The organism is Methanocorpusculum vombati (genome assembly GCF_026891935.1).
Lineage (GTDB): Archaea > Halobacteriota > Methanomicrobia > Methanomicrobiales > Methanocorpusculaceae > Methanocorpusculum > Methanocorpusculum vombati.
Genome location: NZ_JAPTGC010000001.1, coordinates 78,966 through 102,315 on the forward strand (window position 1 = coordinate 78,966; position 23,350 = coordinate 102,315).

At 52.4% G+C, this 23,350-nt stretch carries 20 protein-coding genes; 15 read left to right on the forward strand and 5 right to left on the reverse strand.

From position 1 onward, the window contains the following. Positions 1 to 3 precede the first annotated feature (3 nt). Together kdpB and kdpA are read right to left on the reverse strand one after the other, a co-directional pair. Positions 4 to 2,097: a potassium-transporting ATPase subunit KdpB gene (gene kdpB, locus O0S09_RS00420; RefSeq protein ID WP_268921898.1), complete on the reverse strand. Its 2,094-nt coding sequence runs from the start codon at positions 2,095 to 2,097 to the stop codon at positions 4 to 6. 3 nt (positions 2,098 to 2,100) lie between these two features. Continuing rightward, entirely contained in the window at positions 2,101 to 4,503 is a 2,403-nt protein-coding gene (kdpA, locus tag O0S09_RS00425; RefSeq protein ID WP_268921899.1) for a potassium-transporting ATPase subunit KdpA, read from the reverse strand. A 655-nt stretch (positions 4,504 to 5,158) separates the two neighbouring features. Here kdpA and O0S09_RS00430 point away from each other — a divergent pair. The 6 genes from O0S09_RS00430 to O0S09_RS00455 all read left to right on the forward strand — a co-directional run bounded on the left by O0S09_RS00430 (position 5,159) and on the right by O0S09_RS00455 (position 9,764). After that, positions 5,159 to 5,566, forward strand: a complete 408-nt coding sequence (locus tag O0S09_RS00430; protein ID WP_268921900.1) for a pyridoxamine 5'-phosphate oxidase family protein — start codon at positions 5,159 to 5,161, stop codon at positions 5,564 to 5,566. 62 nt (positions 5,567 to 5,628) lie between these two features. Then, the gene (locus tag O0S09_RS00435) at positions 5,629 to 6,363 is read left to right on the forward strand and encodes a winged helix-turn-helix domain-containing protein (RefSeq protein ID WP_268921901.1); all 735 of its coding nucleotides are present in this window, start codon (positions 5,629 to 5,631) and stop codon (positions 6,361 to 6,363) included. An 88-nt stretch (positions 6,364 to 6,451) separates the two neighbouring features. After that, positions 6,452 to 6,865, forward strand: coding sequence for a pyridoxamine 5'-phosphate oxidase family protein (locus O0S09_RS00440; protein ID WP_268921902.1), 414 nt, complete (start codon positions 6,452 to 6,454; stop codon positions 6,863 to 6,865). A 74-nt stretch (positions 6,866 to 6,939) separates the two neighbouring features. After that, a complete protein-coding gene (locus O0S09_RS00445; RefSeq protein WP_268921903.1) occupies positions 6,940 to 7,893 on the forward strand; it encodes a tyrosine--tRNA ligase in 954 nt (317 codons plus the stop codon). Between the two features lie 46 nt (positions 7,894 to 7,939). Next, entirely contained in the window at positions 7,940 to 8,908 is a 969-nt protein-coding gene (locus O0S09_RS00450; RefSeq protein ID WP_268921904.1) for a phosphotransferase family protein, read from the forward strand. A gap of 58 nt (positions 8,909 to 8,966) precedes the next feature. Then, positions 8,967 to 9,764, forward strand: a complete 798-nt coding sequence (locus O0S09_RS00455) for an MBL fold metallo-hydrolase (protein ID WP_268921905.1) — start codon at positions 8,967 to 8,969, stop codon at positions 9,762 to 9,764. 29 nt (positions 9,765 to 9,793) lie between these two features. On the opposite strand, the gene O0S09_RS00460 is transcribed toward O0S09_RS00455, so the two are convergent. Continuing rightward, positions 9,794 to 10,492 carry an acetyltransferase gene (locus O0S09_RS00460; RefSeq protein ID WP_268921906.1) on the reverse strand — a complete coding sequence of 233 codons (699 nt, stop codon included), beginning with the start codon at positions 10,490 to 10,492 and terminating at the stop codon, positions 9,794 to 9,796. Between the two features lie 283 nt (positions 10,493 to 10,775). Between O0S09_RS00460 and O0S09_RS00465 the strand changes: the two genes are divergently transcribed. From O0S09_RS00465 to cgi121, 4 genes are all read left to right on the forward strand, one after another. After that, entirely contained in the window at positions 10,776 to 11,606 is an 831-nt protein-coding gene (locus O0S09_RS00465; RefSeq protein WP_268921907.1) for a serine protein kinase RIO, read from the forward strand. 1 nt (position 11,607) lies between these two features. Further along, positions 11,608 to 12,150 (forward strand): KH domain-containing protein, encoded by a 543-nt coding sequence (locus O0S09_RS00470; RefSeq protein WP_268921908.1) that lies wholly within the window; start codon positions 11,608 to 11,610, stop codon positions 12,148 to 12,150. Between the two features lie 114 nt (positions 12,151 to 12,264). Continuing rightward, positions 12,265 to 14,457, forward strand: a complete 2,193-nt coding sequence (locus tag O0S09_RS00475) for an ATP-dependent DNA helicase (RefSeq protein WP_268921909.1) — start codon at positions 12,265 to 12,267, stop codon at positions 14,455 to 14,457. A gap of 4 nt (positions 14,458 to 14,461) precedes the next feature. Next, entirely contained in the window at positions 14,462 to 14,968 is a 507-nt protein-coding gene (cgi121, locus tag O0S09_RS00480; RefSeq protein WP_268921910.1) for a KEOPS complex subunit Cgi121, read from the forward strand. Between the two features lie 2 nt (positions 14,969 to 14,970). Here the strand turns inward: cgi121 and O0S09_RS00485 are convergent, their stop codons facing one another. Together O0S09_RS00485 and O0S09_RS00490 are read right to left on the reverse strand one after the other, a co-directional pair. After that, positions 14,971 to 15,477 carry a GNAT family N-acetyltransferase gene (locus O0S09_RS00485; RefSeq protein ID WP_268921911.1) on the reverse strand — a complete coding sequence of 169 codons (507 nt, stop codon included), beginning with the start codon at positions 15,475 to 15,477 and terminating at the stop codon, positions 14,971 to 14,973. Positions 15,478 to 15,479: 2 nt separating this feature from the next. Further along, positions 15,480 to 15,968 carry a MogA/MoaB family molybdenum cofactor biosynthesis protein gene (locus tag O0S09_RS00490; RefSeq protein WP_268921912.1) on the reverse strand — a complete coding sequence of 163 codons (489 nt, stop codon included), beginning with the start codon at positions 15,966 to 15,968 and terminating at the stop codon, positions 15,480 to 15,482. 577 nt (positions 15,969 to 16,545) lie between these two features. Here O0S09_RS00490 and O0S09_RS00495 point away from each other — a divergent pair. From O0S09_RS00495 to O0S09_RS00515, 5 genes are all read left to right on the forward strand, one after another. After that, complete coding sequence (locus O0S09_RS00495; protein WP_268921913.1) at positions 16,546 to 17,802, forward strand: ORC1-type DNA replication protein; 1,257 nt, start codon at positions 16,546 to 16,548, stop codon at positions 17,800 to 17,802. 29 nt (positions 17,803 to 17,831) lie between these two features. After that, positions 17,832 to 18,323 (forward strand): Lrp/AsnC family transcriptional regulator, encoded by a 492-nt coding sequence (locus tag O0S09_RS00500; protein ID WP_268921914.1) that lies wholly within the window; start codon positions 17,832 to 17,834, stop codon positions 18,321 to 18,323. Positions 18,324 to 18,334: 11 nt separating this feature from the next. After that, complete coding sequence (locus tag O0S09_RS00505; RefSeq protein WP_268921915.1) at positions 18,335 to 19,498, forward strand: aminotransferase class I/II-fold pyridoxal phosphate-dependent enzyme; 1,164 nt, start codon at positions 18,335 to 18,337, stop codon at positions 19,496 to 19,498. 56 nt (positions 19,499 to 19,554) lie between these two features. Next, positions 19,555 to 20,973: a DNA-directed DNA polymerase II small subunit gene (locus O0S09_RS00510; protein ID WP_268921916.1), complete on the forward strand. Its 1,419-nt coding sequence runs from the start codon at positions 19,555 to 19,557 to the stop codon at positions 20,971 to 20,973. Positions 20,974 to 21,155: 182 nt separating this feature from the next. After that, positions 21,156 to 23,237 (forward strand): sodium-translocating pyrophosphatase, encoded by a 2,082-nt coding sequence (locus O0S09_RS00515; protein ID WP_268921917.1) that lies wholly within the window; start codon positions 21,156 to 21,158, stop codon positions 23,235 to 23,237. The last annotated feature ends 113 nt before the right edge of the window (positions 23,238 to 23,350 follow it).

A 23,350-nucleotide genomic window follows, 5' to 3' on the forward strand; every position in this document is an offset into this window, starting at 1 on the left:
AATTTATACCATTCCCAGGGCAGTCAGGACGATATCTATCAACTTGATACCGATGAAAGGAGTGATCACACCGCCCAGACCGTAGATCAGCAGATTATTTCGTAATGCAATCTCGGCACCAACCGGCTTATAGGTTACGCCGCGGAGCGCAAGAGGGATCAGCAGCACAATGATCACGGCGTTGAAGATCACCGCCGAGAGAATCGGCTGATTGAGTCCCATGATGTTCAGGGCCGCAAGAGCCGGATAGGTACTGATGAAGGCCGCAGGAATGATCGCGAAGTACTTCGCAAGATCATTTGCAATACTGAACGTTGTCAGTGATCCCCGCGTCATCAGCAGCTGTTTTCCGATCTCCACGATCTCAATCAGTTTGGTCGGATTACTGTCAAGATCCACCATGTTGGCCGCCTCACGAGCAGGCTGGGTTCCCGTGTTCATGGCAACCGCAACATCCGCCTGTGCAAGAGCAGGAGCATCATTTGTACCATCACCCGTCATCGCGACAAGGTGTCCTTCCTCCTGATACCTGCGGATAAGTGCAAGCTTGCTCTCCGGGGTTGCCTCGGCAAGGAAGTCATCAACTCCCGCCTCCGCTGCAATGGTTGCGGCGGTCAGCCGGTTGTCTCCCGTGATCATCACAGTCCTGATTCCCATGCGGCGAAGTTCGGCAAACCGTTCCTTGATACCTCCTTTGACGATATCCTTCAGATAGACAACACCAAGAGCTTTGCCGTTCTTTGCAACAACCAGAGGGGTTCCACCGGCCTTCGAGATCTTTTCCACCTCAGTTTCCAGATCAGCAGGAACCGTGTTTCCACACTCGCGGATGTAGGCATACACCGCGTCTGCTGCACCTTTCCGGATCTCGGTTGATCCGATAGTAACACCGCTCATCCGGGTATGACTGGAGAACGGAATGAATTCCATCTCCGGGACATCCGCATGGGAACCAACAGTTCTGCCCCGCAGACCATAGCGCTCTTTGACCAGAACTACAATACTGCGGCCTTCCGGCGTTTCATCGGCAAGCGAGGAAAGCTGGGCATTTTCTGCCAGTTCCTCAACAGATGTTCCGGCAACCGGAATCAGATCAACCGCCTGGCGGTTTCCAAGGGTAATCGTCCCGGTCTTGTCAAGCAGCAGAACATCAACATCACCCGCCGCCTCAATGGCACGACCAGAAGTTGCAATAACATTCTTTCTGATCAGTCGGTCCATTCCCGCGATACCGATGGCCGAAAGCAGACCACCGATGGTGGTCGGTGCAAGGCAGACCAGAAGCGCGATCAGAATGGTTGCACTGACAACTGTACCGCTTCCCGCCTGGGAAACACTGTAACTGGAGTACGCGTACAGTGTCGTACAGACCACCAGAAAGATGGCCGTAAGTGTGATCAGGAAGATGTTAAGCGCCTGTTCGTTGGGCGTCTTCTGACGGTTTGCTCCTTCAATTAAGGAAATCATCCGATCGATGAATCCCTCTCCCGGATCCTGTGTCACGCGGACAACGAGCCAGTCGGAGAGAACGGTTGTTCCACCGGTGACCGCACTGCGGTCACCGCCGGATTCACGGATAACCGGTGCACTTTCTCCGGTGATGGCCGATTCATTGACGGATGCAATACCCGCAACGATCTCACCATCAACCGGAATGAGGGTTCCGGCCGGTACATAGAAGAGATCGCCCTTACGGAGATCCGTTGACGGAACCTGTTCAAGATCCTCCTTGACCGGCTCCGTACCGGAACCGGAGTTGTAAGAGGAACAGATACGGAAGGCTTCCGTTTTCTGTTTCATCCGGCGAAGAGCCGCAGCCTGTGCTTTTCCCCGTCCCTCTGCAAGAGCTTCTGCAAAGTTTGCAAAGAGGACGGTAAACCACAGCCATACGGCAATCGCACCAACAAACCAAGCTTCATCAGTACCGTTTCCACCCAGTGCCCATACCCAGAGAAGGGTTGTGATGACACTGCCGATCTCCACCACGAACATAACCGGATTTTTGATCATGTCGCGGGGATCGAGTTTGCGGAATGCATCTTTGATCGCCTGCAGGTACATCGCTTTGGACATTCCTGCCTGTTTTTTCTCAGACATGTCTCAGAGACCTCCAATCATTATCAGATGTTCAGCAATCGGACCCAAGGCAAGTGCCGGCAGGAAGGACAGAACGCCCACCATCAGGATGACAAACACGAGCCAGATGACAAACAGCGGCCTATCCGGCTGAAGAGTTCCATCCGAAGGCGGGACGATCTTCTTTGCCGCAAGTGATCCCGCAAGGGCAAGGACCGGGACGATGATGGCAAATCTTCCGACAAGCATTGCAATGCCAAGAGCAATGTTGTAGTAGACGGTGTTAACACCAAGACCGCCAAATGCACTGCCGTTGTTGCCTATCGCAGACGAGAACGCGTACATGATCTCGGAAAGACCATGCGCACCGGGATTTAGAATAGCGGTAACACCCGGTTCGATCATCGCGGAGACTGCCGTACCGATGAGAATTCCACACGGTGGGATCAGGATGATAAGCGATGCAAGCTTCATGTCTTTTGGCTCGATCTTTTTGCCGAGGAACTCAGGCGTCCGCCCGACCATCAGACCGGCAATGAACATGGCAAGGATGACAAAGACGAGCATCACATACAGACCCGAACCCACACCGCCGAAGACGATCTCACCGAGCTGCATGAGCAGCAGAGGTATCATGCCTCCGACCGGTGTGTAGGAATCATGCATGGAGTTCACACCGCCGCACGAGGTTGAGGTGGTTACCACCGCAAAGAGTGTACTGGTCGCCAGACCGAATCTGACTTCTTTTCCCTCCATGTTTCCTCCGGGCTGGAGTGCAGATGCGATCTGATCAGCTCCCTGTTCGGTAAACATCGGATTACCGCCAAATTCTGCCGCATAGCAGATACCAAGGAAGGGAACAAAGATGATCGCCATTGCAAGAAGAACTGCAATCCCTTTGCGAACCGATCCGATCATGCTGCCGAAGGTGTAACACAATGCGGCCGGGATGAGGATCATGGCGAGAATTTCCACGAGATTCGACAAAGGGGTCGGATTTTCAAACGGATGGGCCGAGTTGACACCCATGACACCACCTCCGTTTGTTCCAAGGAACTTGATGGCCGCCTGCGAGGCGACCGGTGCCATGGCCAGTACCTGGGTATCGGCAACGACACTACCATTTTCGTCAAGGACGGGGTCAATAAGTTCGATCTCAGCCGGAGCACCAAGCGTCTGAATAGTTCCCTGCGAGACAAGGAGCATTGAGATGATGACGGCAATCGGAATGAGAATCCACAGACTACGCAGCAGAAGAACCCAGAAGTTGCCGATGCCGTGCGTATTCTTTCTCGTGAGAGCAAAGATCAGTGCGATCACCACAGCCATACCCGTCGCTGCCGACAGGAAGTTCTGGACGGTCAGTCCAAGCATCTGGGTAAGGTAACTTAATGTGACCTCACCTGAGTAGGCCTGCCAGTTGGTGTTGGTGGTAAAACTCACGGCAGTGTTGAACGCAAGATCCGGAGATACCCCTGCAAGGTTCAGCGGGTTCAGCGGCAGGAACTGCTGGACACGCTGAAGAAGATACAGAAGACCCAGACCAAAGGCATTGAAGATCAGCAGAGATGCAGCAAAGGATTTCCAGTCCTGCTCCTCATCACCCTTCACGCCGGCGATCTTCAGAAGATATCTTTCAACCGGTTCGTAAATGGGCGAAAGGAAGGTCTTTTCCCCTTTATAGATCTTTGCCATGAAACGGCCCACAAGCACCACGAGGACTGCGAGAATCACAAAGAAGACTGCAAACTGTGCAATATCCGCACCACGGACGCCGTTGATCATCCCAGTGTCGGCCGGAAGCTGTTCTTCTGCAGCAAGAGTACCGGGAACATACGCGTCGAGTGCAAGGTTCAGTTTCAGAACATTGATCCTCGGTTCACCAAGAATGCCGAACTGACGATCTTCGATGTGACCGTTGACCAGGGCGATAAGTTCCCCTTCGGAGATACCGCGCTCCTCCGCAACCCGGGCAATCTGATAATAGGCTGCCGCAGGACTGATATGTGGATCAAGACCGCTTGCGGAGGCTGTTACCAGTTCAACCGGAATGGCTGCAGTGTTGCCGGGATTTGCTGCCTGAAGGGCCGCAATCCTGTCTGCCACCAGTTGCTCCAGAGCTGGGTTGGTCGGGCCAAGGTTGGACCCGGAACCAAGTGAAGCATTGTATGCCGGAGATGTCGCTGACGGACGTCCCCAGAAATACTTCGGATCGGTAAACTCCTGTCCGATAAGTTCAGAACCAATGTACGTGCCGTTTTCGCTGATCAGGCCCCCGTTTGCCTGTGCAGGGAAAACAACCTGTGACACCCCGGTGATCAGGAGCGGATAAACCAGACCTGTCAGGAGTGTCAGTATAAGGAGAAGAACAATCGCCGGTTTTATCTGGCGAAGGATCTTCTGTGATGTTTCATTTTTCAGTTGCATACAGCACCTCTTCGTACCCAGATTTCGCCGGATACTCAAGAACTGATTAAACCGAGGTTGTCAATTTTCGGTATATAAGGATTTTCCAAAAACGAGAATTTTCAGAAAAAAATATAAAAAAATCATACCATCGTTTTCCAATAGGATGAATGGGGCAGAAAAATACGCTGTTTACTGGCGATTTCAGGCATGTCAGACATATTATAATAGTGCATTTTCAGAGTTCCCGACTTCTGAGAAAAGTCCTGTTTCTTTAAATAGAAAAACCCAGAAATTTCGTCATGTGCCGAAATATATTCTCCAAAAAAAGCGCAGATGATGATGATGCCAAAAATTATCAAAAAATATTCCTATAACAAAGTCTTTTGAAAAATTAACCCCGAAACTTGGCATATTGAAAAAACGGATCCAAAACCGCTGTATTTCTGCTGAAAGAGAAGGCACGGCATCTTCTCACGAGGGTACGAAAAATATACAGAAAAATTTCGAAATAACACCAGAATTCAGCTCCAATAACAAAATATCCGAAGATACCAAGACCTAACCTCCTCCCCCACCATAAATATAAAAATATACTTTAGAGTTATTTTTATAACAAATGACGATCAACAGAGTAGGAGAGAATTCCCTCAGGAATCTCAGGAGAAAAAACATCATGACAACCGAAGTAATCGAGTTTATGCAGAACAATCAGGTCATGTACCTGGCAACCGTTGACAAAGCCGGCAACCCGAAGGTTCGTCCGTTCATGTACTACCTTGAACGTGATGGAAAACCGTACTTCTGCACCTCCAGCAAAAAACCGATGTACAAAGAGATGCGGGAACATCCCAGAGTTGAGATCACCGTTGCAAACCCGGAGTTCGCCTGGCTTCGAATCTCTGCGACCGTCTCCTTCTCGAACGACATGGAGATCAAAAAAGCGATCATCGAAGCAAGTCCGATTGTAAAAAGCATCTATCAGACCGCCGAGAACCCGGACTTTGAGATATTCACGATCATCAACGGTACCGCAACCATCGCCGACTTCTCCGGTCAGCCGCCGAAGACCTTCACCATTTAATCCAACCCATTTTTTTCCTATACCTTCATCTGTTTCAAAAGAGAATGAGGTACTGCAGAACAATGGAAGACGCTTGGGCCGCAGAACTTGCCGCACTCAGAGCCGAGATCGAAGCACTCAGAGCCGAGGTGGGACGCTGCATCAATGCACCGGAATCCAGAAAGAGTTCCGGCGCGCTTGACACATTTCGCAAACAGGCAGCGGATGCGATAATTGCAGGCGAACTGACGCAGGCAAAGGAAACACTCCGGGCCCAGGCCGAAAACTGTCCGGCAAAGGAGCAGTGTCTGCCGCAGTTTGAAAAAACACTCGCTGTCCTGCTCGGAAGCCTGAAAACCGGATCGATCTCCGCCGAAGAGATCACAAAAATCCGCCGCGAGTATGAAGAGGCGCAGAAGTTGTGCCAATACGAACACTGTACCGGCTGCCTTCTGGAAGCAGACAAACTGTTCGCCGCCCACACAAAACTGCTGAAAAGTGCGGGAGTGTATGCGGGGGACAGCCTCGACGAACAGATTCAGGAGCTGTCCGACGCGGCAGTAGTTGCATGGATAGGCGAACCGCTGGCGAATGTGATCCGCGTAAAAATTCTCAAGTCTCTTGCAAGTGAGCCGAAGTCCTTCGCCGAACTGGGGAAGCTGACCGGACTTCGCGGCGGGAACCTGTTGTTTCATCTGGAAAAACTGCTTGCCGCAGGAATGATCCTGCAGAAGGGTGAACGAAAAGAGTACGTCCTGACCGGCCGGGGGCACGAGCTTCTGGGGACTGCTGCCGTTCTGATGGAGAAGATCGGATAATTTTTCTTTTTTTGTCACTATCCGGGATATTATAATCTTTCGGAGCGATAGATCCTGTTGGGCAGCGTGCCCCGGAGATAGCACTATCATGTCCTCTGAAGTCATAGAATTCCTCACGAAAAATCCCGTCACGTATCTTGCATCCGTTGACAAGGACGGCAATCCCCATGTCCGTCCGATCATGTTCGTCCTCGAACAGTTCGGTAACCCCTACTTTGCCACGACCAATACCAAACCCCTGTACGTCCAGGTGAAAGCCCATCCGAGAGTGGAGGTTGCAGCATTCGATCCAAAGAAGAACGCATGGCTCCGCATCTCGGCAAATGTTGTCTTTACGGATGATGAAGGTATCAGAAACGATGTGTATCAGGCACACCCGTTCATGAAGAAGTTCTTCACATCCTTTGAAGATCCGAAGTTTGAGGTGTTTACGCTTGCCGGAACCGCGGTCATTGCCGGATGTGAAAAGAAACCGCCGAAGAGCTACACCCTGAAGGGATAACCTCTCCCTTTTTTTAACCTGTCTACACTGTATCACACATCCTTTATCTCATTGTGATTCCAACGTAGTAGGATATGGACGCATACGAACTCGTCACCCGTAACACGGCGGAGATCGTCACTGAAGACGAACTCCGGCAGTTGTTGAACAAACCAACAAAGCGGGTCTATACCGGGTATGAACCCAGCGGCGAGATTCACCTCGGTCACCTGGTGACCATCAATAAACTGATGGATATGAAAGCAGCAGGGTTTGACGTTGTGGTCTTGATCGCAAACCTGCACGCATATCTGAACCGGAAGGGAACGTTTGAACAGATCAAAGAACTTGCCGAGTACAACAAGGCATGTATCGAGGCATGCGGTCTGAAGGGTGCGGAGTTTGTGCTGGGAACGGATGTCCAGCTGACGCCCAAGTATCAGACCGAAGTCTTAACACTTTGTCAGGAGATCACGCTGAACCGGGCGACCCGCAGTATGGACGAGGTCGGCCGTGCCATGGATAACCCGATGGTCTCGCAGATGGTGTATCCGGTTATGCAGGTCGTTGATATTCCGACCCTGAACGTTGACGCGGCGGTCGGCGGTATCGACCAGCGCAAGATTCACATGCTGGCCCGCGAGCATCTGCCGAGTCTCGGCTACAAGCCGCCGGTCTGCATCCACACGCCGATTGTGAACGGTCTTGACGGCCAGAAGATGTCTTCTTCGAAAGGCAACGTCGTCTCGGTCGCCGACTCGCCCGAGGAGATCAAAAAGAAGATGAAGAAGGCGTTCTGTCCGCCGGAGGTGGAAGGAAACCCGATTCTGCAGGTGTTCCAATACAATATCTTCCCCCGCGTGTCGGAGATTGTTATCCGCCGGCCTGAGAAGTTCGGCGGGAACGCGGAGTACCAGAGCTACGCAGACCTTGAGGCGGCCTACGCCGCAGGAAAGATTCACCCGATGGATCTCAAGGCAGCCTGCGGTGAGGCGCTGACGGAGATCCTCGCGGATGCGTATGCATACGTGCAGAGTTATAAGAACTGATCCGTATCAATACAATTTCAGAACATTATTTTTTTTCTTTTTCAGGATGACAGAGAAACCTGCTGCAAAGGCGATCGAACAAAACTTTTTGGAAAACTATTGTTCCCTCCGCCGCCTCACCATCGTGCAGGAGATTACCCGCGGCTGGTCGGCAGACAAAAAATATCTGGTACAAAATGCGGACGGAGAGAAATTTCTGCTCAGGACGACACGTTCCGCGGAAAAATTTCCGTACAAACAGCAGGAGTTTGCGGTGCTCAAGACCCTGGAAAAACTGGATCTCCCGCTTCCCAAACCCCTTGATCTGACCTGCTGCAAAGATTGTGAAACCATCTGCATGCTTCTGTCATGGGTACCGGGCGAGGATCTGGAGGAGGGACTGCCGGAACGTTCGCCGGAGGAACAGTACCACCTCGGCATCACCGCCGGAAAAATTCTCCGGCAGCTTCACACAATTTCAGCCCCGGACACCCTGCCCTGCTGGGGAGAACGCTTCGCCAAAAAAATCGATCGGCGGATCAAAGCATATACCTTATGCGGTGTCCGGCTCCCGCATGACGAGGAAATCCTTGTATACATTGCCGCCAACCGTCACCTGATTCAAAACCGCCCGCAGTGTTTTCAGCACGGTGACTATCATATCGGCAACATGGTTCTGGACGAAAACGGAACGCTCGGCATCGTCGACTTTGACCGGGCGGACTGCGGAGACCCCTGGGAAGAGCTGAACCGGATCACGTGGTGCGCAGCCGCGAGCAGATATTTTGCCGCGGGAAGAATTGACGGCTACTTTGACGGAGACATTCCGGAAAACTTCTGGAAGCTCTGTCTCCTCTATATCTGCTCGGACATGACGGGTGCTGCCGCAGCTGCCGTTTCCCTCGGAGAGGACGAAGTTGCCGGTGTCGTGCAAACCGCACGGGACGTTTTCTCCTGGTTTAACGACCTGAACAATCCGATCCCAAGTTGGCACCCATTTGGCATGAATCAGACGGATGGATCATATCATCTTTGATGAGGTTTACCGGTAACCCGATACCTCATATGATCCTCCGGCAAATACCATTATACACATGCAACTGACCGTTCTTGTTGACAACACCACCGCAATTGACAAATATTTTCTCGGCGAACCGGGACTGTCCTTCTATCTTGAGGACGGGAACGAAAAGATCCTTTTCGACTGCGGATACTCGGATGTGTGCAGAATCAACGCAGAACGCATGGGAGTGGATCTCTCCCGCGTGACAACCCTGGTGTTCTCCCACGGCCACGACGATCACACCGGAGGACTTGCACACCTGCAGGCAATACTGCCGCCGGCAAAAATTGTTGCCCATCCCGATACCTTCCGCGAAAAAAGAAGCCGCGGGATGAATGCAGGTTCAATCTTTCGTACTGAGGAACTTGCAGAAAAATACGAGATGCATCTTTCGCAAAAACCACAGAAGGTAAGTGATCACCTCACTTTTCTCGGAGAAATCCCCCGGCTCAACGACTTTGAACCACGGGTACAGTTCGGCGAGTACGCAAGCCCCGAAGGGTTCGTCCCGGATTTCGTGATGGAAGACTCAGCCCTTGTCTATGAACGATCTGACGGAATTTTCCTTATCACCGGCTGCTCGCACGCAGGCATCTGCAATATGGCCGCCTATGCAAAAGAACTGTTTCAAAAACCGGTTCGGGGCATCATCGGCGGGTTCCATCTCAAAGAGGCGGATGAACGGGCACAAAAAGTGATTGCATATCTGGAAAAGCTCGGCGTCCCGGAGCTTTACCCCTGCCACTGTACCTCATTTGCCGTGCGGGCGGCAATCCATCAGAAAATTCCCTGCGGCGAGGTGAGCGTGGGGATGAATATTACGTGGTAAAATTGTGATCCTGAGAAAAGAGAGCATCATCATTTTTTCTCTGGGAAATCACGGATCTTCCGTATCGTAGCAGGAACTCCCGCAACCATGACATTATCCGGGATATCCTGAAGTACTACAGCGCCTGCGCCTATCACTACATTCTCTCCAATCGTAACGTCATGAGCAACACTACTCCCCATACATACCCAGGTGTTTTTCCCAATATGGACACGGCCTGCTATCGTGGCATTCGGAGAGAGATGGACGCCATCCTCAATAACACAATCATGTTCTACAATTGCCCCGGTATTTATAATACAAGCCTTTCCGACTTTTGCAAAAGGATTCACAACAGAATGCGCCAACAGTATTGATCCCTCTCCAACTTCTGCAAATTGGCTCACGACAGAGGTTGGATGGATAAGTGTCGCAAGTTTCATTCCCTGAACCTCAAAATTCAGCGATAACTGCAACCGGATTGCATTTTGTAACCCGATAGCAACAATAACTTCATCAAAATTATGCAGAATATACTCAATTGTGGTGGTATTTTGATCCAGTAACGGATAACCGCTGACGCCTCCGCCGGTAACATCATTACTCATGAACGAAATATGACGGTACATCCCTGAGGATAACGCACAGTCCAATGTGACTTTTCCCTGCCCACGCGCCCCGACAATGAGCAATCGTTTTTCATCCCATTTTGTATAATGATCAATATCACCACAATATTTCTCACTCATCAGGAAGTATTTGGGGGGGGGGGTATAAACCTTCCTGTCTATATATCTTATTTTTCGGAAAGAACATGAAAAAAATACAGAAAAAACATACATGCAAAAAATGGATCCAGATACAATCCGAACAAACAGCAGGCTTGGGAGTGGGGCCTGAGCCAGTTCTTTTCTGTATGGTTTGGGGAGGCGCCGGCATTCCCAAACCATACATCAGAAAAGGGACGGGGCGAAGAACTAATACCCAGTAGACGAAATAATAACTGATTGCGAATACATCACCCCCAAAAAAATGAAATCAACACCACACCCACGAGATCACCACCACGAAAACCTCGATAAAATCGAGCGGCTGGATCGCAAACTCGCAGATCTCGGCATCAAAATCCGCAAAGACGAAGATTCCCGCAAAGTTACCGGTGAGGTCTTTGACGAAACCACGCTTCTTGCCCTCTACAAACTGGTGAACAAAAAAGTCATCAGCTCAATCGGAGGCTCCATCTCCACCGGAAAAGAAGCAAACGTTTTCATCGCCGGACGTACCGGCAAAACCGGTGAGGAAACCGGTGCCGCAGTCAAAATCTACCGTCTGCGTACCGGCAACTTCACCACCATGAGCGAGTACATCTTGGGCGACCCCCGGTTTTCCAACATCAGGCGCACCCACAAAGACATCATTTTTGCCTGGACCAAAAAGGAGTACAGCAATCTCGCCCGCACCAGAGAAGCAGGCATTCCCTGCCCTGAACCGCTTGCCTTTGACAGAAACATTCTGATCATGGAATTTTTGGGAGAAGACGGCATCCCGTACCCGCAGATGCGCCAGAAACTCCCGAAAAGTCCCGAAGAAACCTATCAGGATGCAGTCGGCCTCATTCGCGATCTGTATCAGAAAGCCAGACTTGTACACGGAGACCTCTCCGAGTACAACATCCTCACAGGAGCGGACGGCCTTATTCTGATCGACATGGCCCAGGCAGTAACGCCGGAACACCCGAAGGCCTACAACTTTCTGTTCCGCGACATTAGAAACATTAACAGATTTTTTGCACCAAAATGCAAAACAACCGACGAACATGACGTATTCCGCAACATAGTCGGAGAAGAATTTTTCGAGATATAACATGACCCAGGAAGTAAAAATCCCCAACGACCGTATCGGCGCAATCATCGGAAAACACGGCGAAACCCGTAAAAATCTGGAAAAACTGCTGGAGGTAACCCTCGAAGTGGACAGCCATGACGGCCTGGTCACCATCACCAACGAAGAGGACGCACTTGCCGAGATCCGATCGATGGAGATCATCAAAGCAATCGGTCGCGGATTTTCCCCGGAGCGCGCCCGAAAACTGCTGGAGGACGACGATATGATACTGGACTTAATCGACATCTCCGATGATGCCGACACGCCGCAGAAACTTTCCCGTGTCCGCGGAAGAATCATCGGCCGCGACGGAAAAGCCCGCGAGCAGATCGAAAACATGACCGGTACCTACATCTCGGTGTACGGAAAAACCATCGGCATTATCGGTCTTCCCGACCAGGTGAACGACGCCCACACCGCAGTTCTTATGTTGATCAGCGGCTCGGATCACAACACCGTATTCAACTTCCTTGACCGCAAGAAAAAGGAAGCCAAGATGAATGTGATAAGCTACTACTACTGAGACAGCAACGGGCATGCCCGTGCGTCTCTACCATTCACAATCTTTATTTACAAACAGAGTTTCTCCATAGTTCCACTCGAAACAAAGGGGTTCATATACCGGATCGGCCATTCCATGAAAATAGACTCACTGCCTCTCCCAATTTCGCTGCGCACGAAGTATTCGGCTTTGGGCATCACCGAACTCTACCCGCCGCAGGCGGAGTGCGTAGATGCAGGTCTGTTCGACCGAAAAAACCTGCTCGTGGCAATTCCTACCGCATCCGGCAAGACTCTTGTTGCCGAAATGGCGATGCAAAAGGAAATTGCAGACGGCGGAAAGTGTCTCTATATTGTTCCTTTGAAGGCACTTGCCGCAGAAAAATATGAGGATTTTTCCGGAAAAGAGGTGAAGGTCGGGATCGCGACCGGCGATCCCGATCAGCGCGACGAGTATCTGGGCCGCTATGATATTATTGTGGCGACGTCGGAGAAGACAGATTCGCTGCTGCGAAACCGATCCGAATGGCTGAAGCGAGTTTCGCTCCTCGTGGTGGACGAGATTCATCTGATCGGCGATCCTTCCCGCGGTGCGACACTGGAGATGGTGATCGCAAAACTGCGGTACCAGAACCCCGCCATGCAGATCATCGGCCTTTCGGCAACGATGGGTAACCCGGAGGAGCTCGCAAAGTGGCTGGACGCAGGCCTCATCACAAGCGAGTGGCGGCCGGTGGATCTCCGGGAAGGCGTGTACCACAACGGGGCGATTCACTTCCACGGCGCGGAACGGATCGTGCCGACGCCGAAGAAGGACGATGATCTGAATCTGCTGCTGGATACCGCCGCGGAAGGCGGGCAGTGTCTGGTGTTCGTATCCTCGCGGCGGTCGGCGGAGGCGTACGCAAAACGGGCTGCGACGGTACTGAAGAAGAAGTCGGCGGAGCTTGACGGGTATGCAGACAGAATCGCAAAGGCGGATGCAACACCGTCCGGAAAAGTACTGGCGAACGCGGTGAGGAACGGCGCGGCGTTTCACCACGCGGGCCTGCCGCGGGCAGCCCGCGAAGCGGTGGAGGAGGGATTTCGCAAAGGCGACATTCAGGTGATCGCGTCAACCCCGACGCTCGCCGCAGGCCTGAATCTTCCTGCCCGGCGGGTACTCATCCGCGACTACCAGCGGTATGAGGCGGGCATCGGCATGAACCCGATTCCGGTGATGGAGTACCGGCAGATGGCCGGGCGCGCCGGAAGGCCACGGCTTGATCCCTACGGTGAGGCGGTTCTGATTGCCAAAGACCGCGATGCGGTTGACCGACTGTTTGAGGAGTTCATCGACGCACCGGCGGAGAACATTTCGTCCCAGTGTCAGAAGGAAAACGAGCTGCGGAACCATCTGCTGGCACTGGTCGCGACCGGATTTGCGTCCACCCGTGCGGAGGTCGAAGGGTTCATGGAGAAGTCCTTCTACGCAAGCCAGAAGGCGACGCACCGGAGACTTGACCGAAACATCAGTAAAGCTCTTGCGTATCTGGTGCAGAGCGGGATGATCACCGAAGAAGCGGACGGCGCTTTGTGGGGAACACAGTTCGGCGTGCTTGCCTCCCGTCTGTATCTCGATCCGGAAACAGCATCGCTCCTTCGTGAGACGCTGGAAAAACAGGAGACCTTTTCGGCATTCGGGATGCTGCATCTTTTGTGCATGACACCGGATATGTTCCGGTTTTACCTGAAGGCATCCGACGAGCGGCTGGTGGATCAGGTGTTCTGCGAGCGGGGCGACGAACTGTGGTGCGAGGAGCTGTCCGAGGAGTTCTTTGCCGCGGTGAAGACGGCGCTGGTTGCGGAGGCCTGGTGCGAGGAGGTCCCGGAAGACATCATCTGCGAGAACTTCGGCGTGGGTGCAGGGGATATTCATGCGGTGGTGGAGAATCTCCGCTGGCTGATGCATGCGGCAGGGAGAATCACCCATGAGTTTGCGCCGCGGTTTGATGCCGAGGTACGCAATCTTGAGATCCGGATCGAAAACGGGGTAAAGGAGGAACTTCTGCCGCTGATAGCACTGCGCGGCATCGGTCGTGTTCGTGCCCGGAGGCTGTTTGACCGCGGGATTACGACACCTGAGGCACTGCTCGCTGCCGATACCCGCGAGGTGGTGTCAATTCTTGGAAACGTTCTTGCAAAAAACGTTTTGGAGCAGGCAGCAAAAAAGACGGGAAAGACGACCGGATTTTCCTCTCTTCCGGAGGAAGAGAGGAACGAAGTAGGCCCTGACGCGGCTCCGGCAGAGCCGAAGCCGCAGAAAACCCTGTTTGATTTTGGAGAGTAGAGAAATGATGGAACAGTCCCTTACAATCTATGAGGCCAGAGCTGCGGTCAGTGATACGGCGGCAGTCCTTGCACAGGTCAATGCGATCGCAAAAAAAACCGCATCGACCATTGTACTGTTTGATGCAGAAAAAGTTGCAGGACAGGATCACATCCGTTCCGCAGTCCTGCATGCAAAGCGGTCATGTGCTTCCGGAAAACCGGTCGCCCGGACGCTTGCAATGGAGATTCTGCTGTATGCCTCCGGCCAGCGCCAGTGCTCGCTTGCGCCGCGGTTTGGTCTGCATGCAGGAGATAACGTACTGTTTGTGGTAATTCTCGACGGAGATACAGCGGCAGCACAGGAGCTGCTGAACGAAGTTGTTGTGCCGGAGAAACACGGAGTGCGTGCATCCCGGGCGGTGCTGATGAAAGAGTTCGGGATTACGGATGCGGAGCTGGCGGTCGTCGGGGAAGACCGCATTGATGAGCTGGTGATCGAACGAGTTGCTCTGATGGATGCGTACAAATAAATTCAGAGAGACTTTTCCATCACGTAATCATCCATCACAAACCCGTGTCCAATCTCGGTCACCAGTTCCCGGGCACGGACAAAACCAAGTTTTTCATACACCGCAAGGGAAGAGAAATTCCTTTTGTTGACCGTCAGATAGATCATGGTAAGCCCGTGCTCTCTGGCAAGTGATGCGATGAACTCTATTGCACTGCGGGAAAATCCCCGACCGCGGAAACTTTTTCTGATATAAATTTTTGAAAGAAACATCGCATGATTCTCGGGTTCGGGATGAACGGCAGTATAGCCGATCCGATCGGAGCCTGACTGCAGAAGATAATACTGATAACCGGTCTCCGTAATCTGGCGGGTGATCGCCTCAGCAGACTGAAACGTTTCAATCATGTACGCAGTCTGCGCCGCGCCAATGATCGGCGGAAAATGTTCGGTCCAGATCTCTTTGGCAAGCTCTGCCACCGCAGTGATATCCTCAACCGTTTCAACCGGAAGAAGAGAAAGGGATGTCATGGTTACTGACCTGCATGTGTGAGGGTGTGACGGATCTCCGGGACGATGATCTCTTCTGCTGCAAGCTTCACTGCTTTGGGAGAACCCGGTATGCAGAAGATCACACGGCCGTTTGTGATCCCCGCAGTTGCACGGGAAAGGATAACAGAGTTTCCTACCTGCTCATAACTTTTCATCCGGAACAGTTCACCAAACCCGTCTATGGTCTTTTGAAACAATGGGATTGCCGCTTCAATGGTACAGTCATCATGCGTAAGACCTGTTCCGCCGTTTACCACAACACAGTTTGCTGTTTTCAGTGCTTCCAAGATCGCAGCCTGAATTGCAGGGATATCATCCTTGACAATGACAAGAGATACAATCGGAATGTCTGCGGCAGCAAATGTATCGCGAATGATCTGTCCGCTCAAATCTGTTTTCTCTGTCCGGGTTGTGGACACAGTGATAACAGCAGTTTGTATGGAAACATCCTTTCGGTGTTCGGATGGCATGAAAACTATGTAGGTATTCCTTAGTATTATGCGATTCGCAACAGGGTAAGTTCAATGAAATAAGTTAATCAGTTGAGAAAAATGAAAAACAGATCTAATGTGACAATTTTTTTATCAGAATTTTTTGACTCTTCCCCAGAAACACCCCCACCCCTTTATTTCGAGTGGAACACATGGAAGGTATCTTCCCAAAAATGATACCTTCCTGTCTGGTCTTACTATTCATAAGTAAGTCTACCTCTCATAATATAAAACTTTTCATTTTAAACATTGTAAAAATTTTTTATTGATTATAAAAAATAAAAAATTATTTGTGAACAAAAGAAGAATCTGCCACAGATTCTGGGAATATGCGAGATTTTTTGGAAACACCCAATCCGGTTTCCACTCGAAATGAAGGGGTGGGGGACTGCATACAGCATCCATGATGTTCTCTGGAAATTCTGGCCACTCTCCTGACATATTCGTACTCTCCATACCCCCTCAATTAGATGACCCTATAAAGGTACTCTCCAGTGGAAAGAGCGGTGTATTAATAGGAAAAGAAGCGTATTCTAATCTACAGATCTGATATCTCATGCCTGACGAACCTTTCAAATCTACCGGCCTTTTCAAAAAATATACCGTACAAAATAAAATATTTCAGAATCGTGAGGTTCTCCGCCATAGTTACAGTCCACGTGAGCTCCCGCACCGGGTGGATCAGATTGACTCTATTGCCGTGATTCTTGCCCCTGCTCTTCAGGGTGCCACTCCCTCCAACATTCTCATCTACGGCAAAACCGGTACCGGAAAAACCGCAACCGTCAAGTTTGTCGGATCCGAACTGGAGAATGAAAGCTCCGAGTTTTCCCCCTGCCGCATGGTGCATCTCAACTGTGAGACCATCGATACCCAGTACCGCGTGCTTGCCCAGATTGCAAACCATATCAGCGGTCACGATCTCAAACCAAGCGACCGCGCCAAGAACACCATCCCTGCAACCGGCTGGCACACCGATCAGGTGTACTCCGAACTCAAGAACGTACTTGAACAGGCCGGAGGTCTGCAGATCATCGTACTTGACGAGATTGACAAACTCGTCAAAAAAAGTGGTGACGATACGCTCTACAATCTGACAAGAATCAACAGTGATCTCAAAAATGCCCGGGTCAGCATTATCGGCATCTCCAACGATCTTACCTTCAAGGACTTCCTGGACCCCCGTGTTCTTTCCTCGCTCTCCGAAGAAGAACTGGTGTTTCCCCCCTACGATGCCGTTCAGCTGCAGGACATTCTGCATCAGCGTGCTGAAATGGCCTTCCTCCCGGACGCCGTCAGTGAAGATGTTATTGCTCTTTGTGCGGCACTCGCCGCGCAGGAGCATGGTGACGCCCGGCGTGCGCTTGATCTTCTTCGCGTCTCCGGTGAACTTGCCGAACGGGAATCCTCGGACAAAGTCCTTGAGGCCCATGTCCGCCGCGCCCAGGAAAACATCGAGACCGATACTATGAGCGAGTGTGTCCAGACCCTTCCGCGTCAGGGAAAGATGGTACTCTGTGCCATGCTCCTCGTCTCCTCTTCGGGTCAGAAGGTGTTCACCAGCGGCAGCGTCATCAACATTTACCGCGAGCTTGCACGGGAACTCGATGTCGAACCCTTAACCCACCGGCGGGTTTCGGATCTCATCAACGAACTGAACATGCTCGGTATCGTGACCGCCCGTGTCGTCTCGCACGGTCGTCACGGCCGGACAACAGAAATCTATTTCAACAGTCCCACTAATCAGATACGTACAGTAGTAATGAACGATCCAAGTCTCCGGGAGTGTAGCATCTTACAGCCGCTTCTCTGAGACCTCTGCATCACCCAGGTGAAAAAATCATGGACGAAAAGGATACAGTAATCCTTCGGGAACTGCAAAAGAACAGCCGTATCGCCGCAGGCGATATTGCTGTCATGCTGGAGGTTGATGAACGCGAAGTTGAGAACCGTATCGCAGCACTCCACGCAGCAGGTGTTCTCCGGCGCTGCACTGCGGTCATTGACTACAGTGCTGCGGGAGTTGACGAGGTGGCTGTTATTCTGTCCCTCAAAATCACTCCCGAACGCGGACTGGGCTATGACGGCATCGCCGCCCAGATTGCCCGGTTCCCGCAGGTGGAGTCTATTCTTCTCCTGACCGGAACGTATGATCTGCAGGTCATCATCCGCGGCCAGTCCATGGCCGAGGTTTCCCGGTTTGTTGCCGAGCAGATCGCGTCCATCGAGGGCGTCCGCGAAACGATGACGCAGATTGTGATGCGGACATACAAAGAGCAGGGAGTTGAGATGTCGCGGCCCGGCAGCCGTGACCGTCAGCTCATCACGTTCTAAGGCGGGGGATCATGCGAAGTTTTGTATCACGCATGGCCGCGGAGATTCCTCCGTCGGGCATCCGGAAATTTTTTGATCTGCTGCTCACCATGGACAATGTGATCAGCCTCGGCGTCGGCGAACCGGATTTTGATACCCCGTGGAACATTTCGCAGGCTGCGATTGCATCCATCGAAAAAGGCATGACGATGTACACGTCAAACCGCGGTCTTGCGGAGCTGCGTGAGCTCCTCGCTGCTGATCTTGACCGGCGCTACCACACGAAGTACTGTCCGGAGACCGAGATGATCGTAACCAGCGGCGTTTCCGAAGCGCTGGACGTTGCGGTGCGGGCGGTGGTCGATCCGGGCGATGAGGTCCTCGTTGTGGATCCCTGTTTCGTCTCGTATCAGCCTGAGGTGCTGATGGCCGGCGGAAGGCCGAAGGCCCTTCCCTGCCGGGCAGAGGATCAGTTCAAAGTAACGCCCGAGGCACTGATGGAGTCCGTCACACCGAAGACGAAAGTGCTGATGATCAACTTCCCGAACAATCCGACCGGCGGGGTGATGGGTGCAGACGATCTCAAGGCCATCGCCGATATCGTGATCGATCACGATCTGTTGGTGATCTCCGATGAGGTGTATGCGGAGCTGACCTATGATGGTCACCATGTATCAACCGCTGCGATCGATGGTCTGTGGGACCGGACGATCACCCTGAACGGATTTTCCAAAGCCTATGCCATGACCGGCTGGCGGCTCGGCTACGTTTGTGCGCCGAAGGAGATCTGTGACGCGGCACTGAAGATTCATCAGTACGTGATGATGTCAGCACCGACCGCTGCGCAGTTTGCGGCAATTGAGGCACTGAAGAACGGTGAGGATGCGAAAAACGAAATGGTTGCTGAGTACCGGATGCGGCGCAACCTCTTTGTGAAGGGTCTCAATGACGTCGGGCTTCCCTGTCATCTGCCGAAGGGTGCATTCTATGCGTTTCCCTCGATTGCGGGAACAGGCCTGTCGGATGAGGAGTTTGCCGAGCAGCTCTTAAAGGAGCAGCACGTTGCGGTTGTGCCGGGAAGCGCGTTTGGCGAGAGTGGTCGCGGCCATGTGCGGACCTGTTACGCGGTGGATCGATCGAAGCTTTCCGATGCGGTACACCGCATCGGAATGTTTGTTGAGTCGCTGCACAGCTGAAGTATTTAACCCCTTTGTTTCGAGTGGAGGAGTTTATATACTCCTCCCGATTTTCCATGCAGAAGAGAGAGATCGTCGCACGGTTCCTTGAGGCGGGTCTGCTGGTTCACCCGGCGGTTGTTACGTATATCAGCGAGAGCGGCGGCTCCGGTATTATTGAAGGAATCATCAGTTCTCTGCCGTCCGCGGTTTCGGTGGTGACGCCGAAGGAGGTGCCGGGTATGGTGGCGGCACGGGTTGACAAACTTGCGGTCGGCGTGAGTGCGCTGCCGGAGATTCTTGCGGGAAGAGAGGGCTCTTCTGTTCCCACAGCAAACCCGGAGGAGTCCTTTGCCCTGTTCCGCGATCGGTACGATGCCCTTGCCGCGATGATGCGGCCCCGTGTCAGCCCGGTTCCAATTGAAGCACTGGTGAAACAGAACAGCCGCTTTGCCGACACCGATATCGGTGCTATCGGTATGGTGGTTGAGAGTTCGACGAGTGCGAAGGGTCACCGGATTGTGGAGATCGAAGATCCGACCGGGACTATTAAGGTCCTGTTCAACAAAAACCGCGAAGGGTTTGATGAAGCGGAGAAGATCATCCCTGATGAGGTTATCGGCGTTCGCGGAAAACTTGCCCGTGATACGGGCGGCGGCGGCGGCATGATCTTCTCCGACACCCTGTTCCGGCCGGAGATTCCGCTGACCCATACGATATCTCCTTCCAAAGAGCCGGGTAAAGTTGTTCTCATCTCGGATGTACATGTGGGAAGCGATACGTTTCTTCCGGATGCGTGGGATCGGTTTGCTTCGTGGCTGGAAGCGACACCCGAGGTCAAGTATCTGCTGATCGCAGGAGATGTGGTGGACGGTATTGGGGTGTATCCGAATCAGGACAAGGAACTGCACATCAAAACGATTTACGAACAGTATGATGCGGTCGGCGAGATGCTCTCGGCCCTGCCGTCGCATCTGCAGATTGTTCTCTCTCCCGGTAACCACGATGCGGTGCGGGCCGCAGAACCCCAGCCGGTTCTCCCCGAAGAGTTCCGGGCGCAGTTCCCGGGCAATGTGACGTTTGTGGAAAACCCGGCGGTGGTGAACATCCAGTCGGTGAACGTTTTGATGTATCACGGGCGCAGTATTGATGATCTGATCAAGTTTATTCCGGGAGCAAGTTACGAGCATCCGGGAGAGATCATGGAAGCGATGCTGAAACGCCGTCACCTGGGTCCCATCTACGGTCAGAGAACGCCGCTGCTCTCAACACCCATGGATCATCTGGTGATCCGTGACGTTCCGGACATTTTACAGACCGGGCATGTGCATATCAGTGATGTTATCAGTTATCGCGGTGTGCTCGGCGTGAATGCAGGGACCTGGCAGGGCCAGACATCGTTCCAGAAACAGATGAACATTAATCCGACGCCGGCGGAGGCGGTTGTGGTGGATCTGGCGACGATGGGGTATGAGAAGTTCTGCTTTTTGAAGTGAGGGTATCAATACCAATCCTTCCCTTCTCCCTCGCGCGCCGCCCGTTCGTCAATAATCGAAACCCTTTCGTACGACCTTCTTCCTGTCAGCACCGGAAACTCTTTTTGCACTAGTATTATTAGGTAGTCTGTCCTGTACTATAGAGAGAAACCAAACCGGGTATCCGGAGGTTTTTGATTCGTATGGATCTGATCTATCTCGCTCCAATATGTGCCGTAATCGGCCTTCTCTTCGCCCTCTACTCTTACTCTGTGGTAAAGAAAGAGGGGACCGGCGATGAGAAGATGCAGAAGATCGCTGCAGCCATTCACCTTGGCGCAATGGTCTTTCTGAACCGTCAGTATCGCGCAATCGGAGCCTTTGTTGTTGTTATTGCAATCATTCTTGCAGGTCTCTCTTTCGTCACCGACGACAGTATGAGTATCTGGGCAGCACCCGCATATGTTATCGGTGCCGCTCTTTCCTCGCTTGCGGGATACATTGGTATGCACAGCGCAACCAAGGCAAACGTAAGAACTACCAATGCCGCAAAACGCGGTATTGCTGATGCAGTCAAAGTTTCCTTTGCCAGCGGCTCGGTCATGGGTATGTCCGTGGTCGGTCTCGGCCTTCTCGGTGCATCCGTTGTCTTCCTTGCCCTTATCGGCATCTTCGGCGGATTCGGCGACATCGTTGCCGTGAACACCGTGGTCTCCAACATGGCGGCTTTTGGTTTTGGTGCATCCTCTGTTGCACTCTTCGCCCGTGTCGGCGGCGGTATCTTTACCAAGGCAGCTGATGTCGGTGCCGACCTTGTCGGCAAAGTCGAGGCAGGCATCCCTGAAGACGATCCCCGCAACCCGGCTGTCGTTGCCGACAACGTCGGTGACAACGTTGGTGATGTTGCAGGAATGGGTGCCGACCTGTTCGAGTCCTATGTGGGTTCGATCATCGCATCCATGGCTCTCGGTATCGTCGGTGCAGCATTTGCCCTCTCCCAGTTTGGTGAGAACGCCAACGCACTCAACGTCATTCTTCTGCCGATGCTCATCTCCGCATGCGGTATCATTGCCGCAGCAGTCGGAACCCTCTTCGTCAGAACCAAGAAGAACGAGAACTCCGCAATCCACAAGGCATTCAACACGGGAACGGTCATTGCACTGATTCTTTCCGTGATTGCAACCTACTTCCTGACCTCCAACCTTGTTGGTGGTCAGTTTGGTATGGGTATCTGGTTTGCAACCATCGCCGGTCTTGTTGCAGGATTTGGTATCGGTCTGATCACTGAGTACTACACCTCCTTTGACTACAAACCGACAAAATCGATCTCCGAGTCCTGTCAGACCGGAGCTGCAACCAACATAATTAACGGATTTGCAAAAGGTATGGAGTCGACCGTCTGGCCGGTTCTGATCATTGCAGCCGCGACCTATGTTGCCTACTACTTCGCAGGAATGTACGGTATCGGTATTGCCGCAGTTGGTATGCTGTCCACTCTTGGTCTGACCCTTGCCGTTGATGCATACGGCCCGGTTGCCGACAACGCCGGCGGTATCGCCGAGATGTCCGGTCAGCCGCACTCTGTCCGTGAGATCACCGATACCCTTGACGCGGTTGGAAACACGACCGCGGCAATCGGTAAAGGATTTGCCATTGGTTCCGCTGCGCTGACGGCTCTTGCACTGTTCAGTGCCTATGCAACCGCAGTCGGTCTTGAGGCAATCGATCTTCTCAACACCAATGTGTTCATTGGTATCCTTATCGGCGGTATGCTTCCGTTCCTCTTCTCTGCCCTTACCATGACCGCAGTCGGTCAGGCAGCACAGAAGATCGTGGTTGAGGTCCGCCGTCAGTTCAAAGAGATCAAAGGCCTGATGGAAGGCACTGCAGAGCCGGACTACACGTCCGCAATCGCTATTGCAACCGACTCGGCAATTCACAAGATGATTCTGCCGGGCGTTATTGCAATCGCAGCCCCGATCATTATCGGTCTGGTTCTTGGTCCTCTTGCACTCGGCGGTCTCCTTGTGGGCTCGCTTGTTGCAGGTGTTCTCCTTGCGCTTACGATGGCAAACTCCGGAGGAGCCTGGGACAATGCAAAGAAGTACATTGAACTTGGCAACTACGGCGGCAAAGGCTCTGACGCCCACAAGGCAGCAGTGGTCGGTGACACCGTCGGTGATCCGTTCAAGGATACGTCCGGACCCGCTCTGAACATTCTGATTAAGCTGATGAGCATGATTGCACTGGTATTTGTGCCGGTCATCTTAGCCTTCGCAGCATAAACAGACAAAATCATATCCACATTTTTTTCCGCGGGTGCGTTTCCAATCATTTTCCCGCGTTGCCCTTTTCAGGAGTTGATTCGTCAATAATATTTTATTAACAAATCCGATAA

Coding starts and splice junctions, on each gene's coding strand:
- O0S09_RS00510 (WP_268921916.1), top strand. CDS start 19,555: ATGCAGAAGAGAGAGATCGTCGCACGGTTCCTTGAGGCGGGTCTGCTG.
- O0S09_RS00515 (WP_268921917.1), top strand. CDS start 21,156: ATGGATCTGATCTATCTCGCTCCAATATGTGCCGTAATCGGCCTTCTC.
- O0S09_RS00485 (WP_268921911.1), bottom strand. CDS start 15,477: ATGACATCCCTTTCTCTTCTTCCGGTTGAAACGGTTGAGGATATCACT.
- O0S09_RS00440 (WP_268921902.1), top strand. CDS start 6,452: ATGTCCTCTGAAGTCATAGAATTCCTCACGAAAAATCCCGTCACGTAT.
- O0S09_RS00455 (WP_268921905.1), top strand. CDS start 8,967: ATGCAACTGACCGTTCTTGTTGACAACACCACCGCAATTGACAAATAT.
- O0S09_RS00465 (WP_268921907.1), top strand. CDS start 10,776: ATGAAATCAACACCACACCCACGAGATCACCACCACGAAAACCTCGAT.
- kdpA (WP_268921899.1), bottom strand. CDS start 4,503: ATGCAACTGAAAAATGAAACATCACAGAAGATCCTTCGCCAGATAAAA.
- O0S09_RS00460 (WP_268921906.1), bottom strand. CDS start 10,492: ATGAGTGAGAAATATTGTGGTGATATTGATCATTATACAAAATGGGAT.
- O0S09_RS00450 (WP_268921904.1), top strand. CDS start 7,940: ATGACAGAGAAACCTGCTGCAAAGGCGATCGAACAAAACTTTTTGGAA.
- cgi121 (WP_268921910.1), top strand. CDS start 14,462: ATGATGGAACAGTCCCTTACAATCTATGAGGCCAGAGCTGCGGTCAGT.
- O0S09_RS00430 (WP_268921900.1), top strand. CDS start 5,159: ATGACAACCGAAGTAATCGAGTTTATGCAGAACAATCAGGTCATGTAC.
- O0S09_RS00445 (WP_268921903.1), top strand. CDS start 6,940: ATGGACGCATACGAACTCGTCACCCGTAACACGGCGGAGATCGTCACT.
- O0S09_RS00435 (WP_268921901.1), top strand. CDS start 5,629: ATGGAAGACGCTTGGGCCGCAGAACTTGCCGCACTCAGAGCCGAGATC.
- O0S09_RS00495 (WP_268921913.1), top strand. CDS start 16,546: ATGCCTGACGAACCTTTCAAATCTACCGGCCTTTTCAAAAAATATACC.
- O0S09_RS00500 (WP_268921914.1), top strand. CDS start 17,832: ATGGACGAAAAGGATACAGTAATCCTTCGGGAACTGCAAAAGAACAGC.
- kdpB (WP_268921898.1), bottom strand. CDS start 2,097: ATGTCTGAGAAAAAACAGGCAGGAATGTCCAAAGCGATGTACCTGCAG.
- O0S09_RS00470 (WP_268921908.1), top strand. CDS start 11,608: ATGACCCAGGAAGTAAAAATCCCCAACGACCGTATCGGCGCAATCATC.
- O0S09_RS00490 (WP_268921912.1), bottom strand. CDS start 15,968: ATGCCATCCGAACACCGAAAGGATGTTTCCATACAAACTGCTGTTATC.
- O0S09_RS00505 (WP_268921915.1), top strand. CDS start 18,335: ATGCGAAGTTTTGTATCACGCATGGCCGCGGAGATTCCTCCGTCGGGC.
- O0S09_RS00475 (WP_268921909.1), top strand. CDS start 12,265: ATGAAAATAGACTCACTGCCTCTCCCAATTTCGCTGCGCACGAAGTAT.